This is a genomic window from Paraburkholderia sp. (assembly GCF_026225065.1).
Classification (GTDB): Bacteria; Pseudomonadota; Gammaproteobacteria; order Burkholderiales; family Burkholderiaceae; genus Paraburkholderia.
Genome location: NZ_JAMFSB010000226.1, coordinates 1 through 6,066, shown reverse-complemented (window position 1 = coordinate 6,066; position 6,066 = coordinate 1). Strand labels below are relative to the sequence as shown.

Below are 6,066 nucleotides of genomic sequence, written 5' to 3'. Positions count from 1 at the left end.
TGGCGATTATTGTGCAGTCGCGGGTGAAAGAGTTGCATCCTTCGCTGGAAGAGGCGGCGCTTGATCTTGGGGCTACGCCGTTGCGGGTGTTTTTCTTTATCACGTTGCCGTTGATTTCGCAGGCGCTCGTGGCTGGGTGGTTGCTGTCTTTTACGCTGTCTATTGACGATCTGGTTTTGTCGGCTTTTTTGTCGGGGCCCGGGTCGACTACTTTGCCGCTGGTGGTTTTTTCTCGCGTTCGGTTAGGGCTTAATCCCGAGATGAATGCGCTTGCTACGCTGTTTATTGCTTTTGTGACTGTTGGGGTTGTGGTTGCTAATTATTTTATGCAGCGCAGTGAGAGGAAGCGGATGGCTATGGCCGTTTAATTTTTTTTGGTTTGCCTTGCGCGGCGCTTTTCGGCTTGGCTTAACGCTCACGCTCAATACGCTGCACCCGCATGCAGCCAGGCGGCTCGAAACGTACAGCGAAGGGCCGACTGGCATCACATACTCCTTCACGTACTGGCTGCAGCCAGATCGTCAGCGGTTGCGTTGGCAGAAGACGGTGCGTTGTGGCGATCTACGAAGTCAATGACGAGACTTTCATCAGCGGCTATCGACAGTCGGCATTCAACCGGTAGCGAGCCTTCGGCCATCCGTGTCAGAAGCTCGCGTGACACCGCAGGAAGAATGCGCTGGTTGAGGAACGCATCGACGCTGCGGGCACCGGACTCGCGCGCGAGGCAATGCTGTGCGAGTGAGCCGGTCAATGCATCGTCGCAGGTAAGCGCGATGTCGTGGAGACGGCGCAGACGTTCTGCGACCTTCGCGACCTTCAGCCGCACAATCGATGAGAGCGCCGTGGCGTCTAGCGGCCGGTAGACCAGGGTCTGGAAGCGGGCGAGCAGGGCGAGCTGGAAATGCGCGACGAGTTGGGGATGAATTGTGTCGAGCAGTTCGGCCTGCGAAATGACGGGGTTCTCCGCCGTGGCCCCGTCGATCTGTGCACTGCCGAGATTGGACGTCATCAGGATCACGCAGTTACGGAAGTCGATCTCACGGCCCTCTCCGTCCCGCATCGTGCCGCGATCGAACACCTGGTAGAACATGTCGAGTACGTCGCGATGGGCTTTCTCCACTTCGTCGAGCAGCACGACGCTGTATGGGCGCTGTCGCACTGCTTCGGTGAGAATCCCGCCACGCCCGTAACCGACATAACCGGGAGGTGAGCCCTTTAGTTGCGAAACCGTATGGGCTTCCTGATACTCCGACATGTTGATTGTCGTCAGTGCAGCTTCGCCCCCGAACAGCAGATCGGCGAGTGCGAGCGCCGTTTCTGTTTTGCCTACCCCAGATGGTCCGGCGAGCAGAAATACGCCAAGCGGCGAATGCTCGTTTTTCAGACCCGCTTTCGCTGTGCGCAGGCTTTCGGCGAGTGCCGAAATTGCGTCGTCCTGGGCAACCACGCGGGTGGCCAGGCTTTCTTCAAGCGTGAGCAATCCGGTCAGTTCGTCTTCGAGCAGGTTGCCGACCGGCACGCCGGTCCATTCGGCGACCACGCAGGCGATGGCTTGGGCGTCTACGTCTGCGAAGATCAACGGCGCCTTGCCCTGCGCATGCGCGAGTGCCTCGCGCGTCTGGGCCAGCGACCCGGTGTAGCCGGCTGCTACGGCATCGCGCTGCTCGAGCAGCGCCTGCACGAGGCCAAGTTCCCGCCCGTAACGTTGCCGCAGGGTCTCCAGCTGTGCGTTTGCATCGGTGAGCGCGGCATCGAGCGCAGCGCGACGTTCTTCCGCGCTTTCGATACCAGCACGCGCATCGTCTTCGAGCGTGGTTCGCTCCAGCTCCAGCGCGGCAAGCGCGGCGCGGGCGCGTTGCAGTTCCGCAGGCGGCGATTCGAGACCCATGCGCACACGGGCTGCGGCCGTATCGATCAGGTCGACCGCCTTGTCTGGCAACTGCCGTGAGGGAATGTAGCGGCGCGAGAGCCTGACCGCGGCCACCAGCGCATCGTCGCGAATGTGGACGTTGTGATACTTCGCGTAGCGGTCCTTGAGGCCCCGCAGCATCAGGCAGGCAGCTGCGTCATCGGGCTCGTCCACCTTGATCATCTGGAAGCGACGCTCAAGCGCGGCATCGCGCTCGAAGTATTCCTTGTATTCCGACCAGGTGGTCGCGGCGATCGTGCGCAGCTCGCCGCGCGCGAGTGCGGGCTTGAGCAGGTTGGCGGCGTCGGCGCCGCCTGCTGCGTTGCCTGCACCGATCAGGGTGTGCGCCTCGTCGATGAAAAGCAGGATCGGCACGTTCGAGGCCTGCACTTCATCGATCACATTTTTGAGGCGCTGCTCGAATTCGCCCTTCACGCCCGCACCGGCCTGCAGCAGACCGAGATCGAGCGTGAGAATACGCACATCACGGATCACGTTCGGCACGGTGCCAACGGCTACGCGTAGCGCGAGGCCTTCAACGAGCGCGGTCTTGCCGACACCCGGCTCGCCGACGAGGATCGGGTTGTTCTTGCGCCGCCGGGCGAGCACATCGACCATCTGCTGGATCTCACGGTCGCGTCCGAATACCGGGTCGATCTTGCCGTCGCGCGCCTTCGCCGTAGTGTCGATTGCAAAGCGGGTCAGTGCGTCGCCTTCCACATTGCGCGTTGGTGCCTGCGCTGTTTTCCCCTCCGACGCGTGACTAACGGCATCGGTTCCTGTCGGGACGGCGGACTGGTCGGAAAGTACTTCCGGCGCCTCTGGCTGGTTCTCGCAGGTTCGCGGGCCGAGGCGCGGCAGCACGCGTTCGATCTGTGCACTGCTCACTGACAGCAGTTGCCAGGCATTGGCCGCACGAAGGACATGCGGCGCCTCAACGATGGCCTGCAGGACATGGCCGGAACGGATGGCCGGGTCGCTGCCATCAGCGTGTGTAGACGCTCGGAACCAGGCGTCCTGGAGGACGACGGCCAACTGCGGAGAGATGCTGGGGCGCCCGCGCAGGTTACGGGGTGTGTGGTCAATCGCCCTGAGCAGTGCATCCCACACGGCGTCAACGTTCAGTTCGTAGTGGTTCATGATGGCCGGGATATCGCCGTCCCCGGCCTCGATCAGCTTGAGCAGCCAGTGCTCGACCGAAATCTCGTCTGCGAGCCGTGTCTGGCACAGGCTTGCCGCAGCCTCGAGCGCTTTCGCGCAGTGTGGATTGAGCCGCTGCAGAAGCTGGCTGGCGTCGCGGAAGGAAGCGTTTCGGTCGTTGTGCACGGTCATGTTTGGGTTATTCGCACATCTGAAGAGGGGCGTGCCAGCCTGGAGCGGCCGCCCCGCGCAATAAAAAGGCCAGTCCGCACAGGCAGACTGGCAAAGGAAGGCCGGTAATTCCGAAGACCACCGGGATGGCGGACCGGCCTCCAGACCACCAGTGAATCAGGAACGCTCGTTCCAAGTGTCCTTGTGGATGATGTTGCCGTCCTTGTATGACCAGGTAATCGTCTCGTAGCGCAGCTCGACTTCCTCGAGGTGGTTGTGCTTTTCGTAGTCCGGATCCTTGATGTCGAGCATCTTCGGACGCACGGCGACGATCTTCACGTTATCGAGCTTCGTGTTGAAGTACTCCTTCTCCTTGCCGGCGTCGTCGATCTTGTACCACCTGATCTCGGCAGACTTGAGGGTCTGGCCGCTCGTGACCGCCTTGTAGAGGTAGCCACGAAGGACGTCGTGCTCCGTCCAGATGCGAGCGCAAGTTTCGTCGAACCGATGAACGAGGCGGCGCAGGTCGTGGGCGTAGTGGCGTTCTTCCGCGAGCCCGGGCAGGACGCGGGGTGGAAGCTCTCGATTCCGAAGAAGCAGTGGAAGAAGACCGATCCGGTGAAGATCGAAGTGCGCGGCAACGAGCTGGTGCTGGACGGTGCGGACTCCCAACCCGTCAAACACAAAGCCCCACAACAGGCCACGCCGGCAAGTCCTGCGTCGGCCGCAGCATCGGACCCGCAATCCGGCGTCCATAAGCAGGGCTAAAAACGGTACCCGGGGTTACACCCTTTCTCCAACCGGAGGGGGTACGATCCGTAGGGTGTGGCGCGCTTGTACACGCTCGCCGCGACGAAGCAATCAAACCCTATACCCCATCCGAACCCCACCCCAATGCCGCCCATCAACGTAGATGGGCGCCGACGCATCCTTCATCAGCACGAACTCCCCGCCTCCCATATCGCGCCGATACGTCTGCAACAAAAACGCCTTCGTATGAGTCGCAGCCGCGAGCCCAGTCCGATCATCGAACACCCGTCGATTCCGGCAATTCGCCGCGTTCCAGACCGGATCGTCGCGCTGCGGCTGAGAAAACTTCTGGTTATGCGTCGGCAGATACCCACGCGCATCCACCGCGGCACAAAACGCTACCCGCGGGTCCAACCCAAGCAAAGGCTCCTGCACGTGAGGCAACATCCGATCTGTGAACGCAGTAAGCCGCGTCATGAACTGCGGTGGATTCGTCCCCGGAATCGACACATACGTCCGGTCAAACAGATCCTCCAGCTTCAGCTCCCCACTCGCCACCGCACGCTCAAACATCTTCCCGATCTTCGCCGCCGTCTGCTGCACCGCTTCAATAAAACGTGTATCCGTTGTCTCGACCCCCGTGGCCGCCGTCAACTCGATCAGCGTCTCCGATACTCCCAACAAGTTGCTCAGCCGGTTCTTCGCCTGAACGAAGTTTTCGCTCGAATCTTCCACGCCGCTCGCCATCTCCGCGACCTGCGCTTCCAGTCCCGTACATTGGCTCTCGATTTCGCCCGTCAGCGTCGCAATCTGTACCGCCTCCGCGTTGAGTTGCGTAAGCGCCTCGCCCGTCGAGTGCACCACCTCGCCGATCTTGCGCGTGCCCTCCCGCACCCGATGCGCTCGCGCCGTGTTCACCGACCCCTCGGTCGTCAATCGCTCGGTCTGCTGGGTCAGTTGTGCGAGCGTGCTTTCGATTTGCCCCGTCGCATGGGCTGTCTTGGCCGACAGGTTTTTCACCTCCGCTGCGACTACCGCGAAACTCTTGCCCGACTCGCCAGCCCGTGCGGCTTCGATTGCCGCATTGAGTGCGAGCAGGTGCGTCTGCCGCGCGATCAGCGAAATTTGCTCGGAGACGCTGCTGACATGCGCAATCGCAGCGCGTAACGCGCCAATGTGGCTCTCGATCACGGTCACGCCTTCGACGAGACCGTGAATGTCCGCCAGCGATGCCTCCAGCGTCCGCTGCGACTCCTGCACGCCGCCGGCAACCGCGGTTGTGACGTCGCGCATCTCGCGGGCGGCCGTCGCGATCCGGCGATTGCCCGCCATCGTCTGCGCCGCGGCGTCGCGCAGTGATCGACACACCTGCGCCTGATGTTGCACCCGTGCCGCGACTTCTTCTACGTGGCCCGAGACGTCGCAGATCTCGATCCCGAGTTTGCCTGCCTGCGCGGCAATGTCGCCCACAATCGACGGCGCCCGGCTCGATCGGCCAAAAATAAAGCGCGTCATGACTCTCTCCTTGATGGCGCGGATCGGCGCGGTCATCCAGCACGGATGCCGCGGCTTCTCCCCATAATGACGGCCCGACGGCCCGCAACTTGATACGGGGTATCCCGAGGTCGTTATGATGTGGGTCTCGCCGCAGGCTGAGCGGTTCCAGCCTGCGACCCTGGAACCTAGCTACCGTCCTTTGCTTGCTCCACTATGTCTGAAGCCTTCGCGTGCCTTGCCGGCTGGCAGCAGCTCTATCAGTTGTGGGAGCTGATTGTGCTGGCCTGCAAGTTTCTTTGGGATGTGCTCCGCTTCCTCGGCGGCGGAGGCTGAGCGCGCTTGCCTGCCGCGCGAGCGCGAGCGGGAGCCGGGGCAGGCGTTGCGCGAGAGCGTCCTGACGTAACGGCCCATCTTCCCGCACACATCACACACATCGCAGTCACACATCGCACACGTCGCCGTCATCCGCGCAACCGCGAACTCAGGTAACTTAGAACTCCTTTCCCACCGGCACAGGTTTCTCTCATGACCGATTCCACGCAGCGCTTCACCGATCGCGTCGCCGACTACGTCAAGTACCGGCCCAGCTATCCGCAGGA

3 protein-coding genes and 2 pseudogenes are annotated in these 6,066 nt (G+C 62.1%); 2 read left to right on the top strand and 3 right to left on the bottom strand.

The annotated features are described in order from the left end of the window. A partial coding sequence (locus M0954_RS16690; protein WP_297354336.1) for an ABC transporter permease subunit occupies nt 1-368 on the top strand: 368 nt, incomplete at its 5' end. Nucleotides 369-496: 128 nt separating this feature from the next. Here M0954_RS16690 and tssH read toward each other — a convergent pair. Further along, nucleotides 497-3,241 (bottom strand): type VI secretion system ATPase TssH, encoded by a 2,745-nt coding sequence (tssH, locus tag M0954_RS16685; protein WP_297354334.1) that lies wholly within the window; start codon nt 3,239-3,241, stop codon nt 497-499. Between the two features lie 156 nt (nt 3,242-3,397). Continuing rightward, a pseudogene (gene tssD / locus M0954_RS16680) lies at nt 3,398-3,673 on the bottom strand (type VI secretion system tube protein TssD); the annotation flags it as partial. Here tssD and M0954_RS16675 point away from each other — a divergent pair. Then, nucleotides 3,671-3,988, top strand: a pseudogene (locus tag M0954_RS16675) (type VI secretion lipoprotein TssJ); the annotation flags it as partial. The pseudogenes tssD and M0954_RS16675 overlap by 3 nt on opposite strands. A 93-nt stretch (nt 3,989-4,081) precedes the next feature. Here M0954_RS16675 and M0954_RS16670 read toward each other — a convergent pair. After that, a complete protein-coding gene (locus M0954_RS16670) occupies nt 4,082-5,485 on the bottom strand; it encodes a methyl-accepting chemotaxis protein (protein ID WP_297354332.1) in 1,404 nt (467 codons plus the stop codon). Nucleotides 5,486-6,066 lie beyond the last annotated feature (581 nt).

Coding starts and splice junctions, on each gene's coding strand:
- tssH (WP_297354334.1), bottom strand. CDS start 3,241: ATGACCGTGCACAACGACCGAAACGCTTCCTTCCGCGACGCCAGCCAG.
- M0954_RS16670 (WP_297354332.1), bottom strand. CDS start 5,485: ATGACGCGCTTTATTTTTGGCCGATCGAGCCGGGCGCCGTCGATTGTG.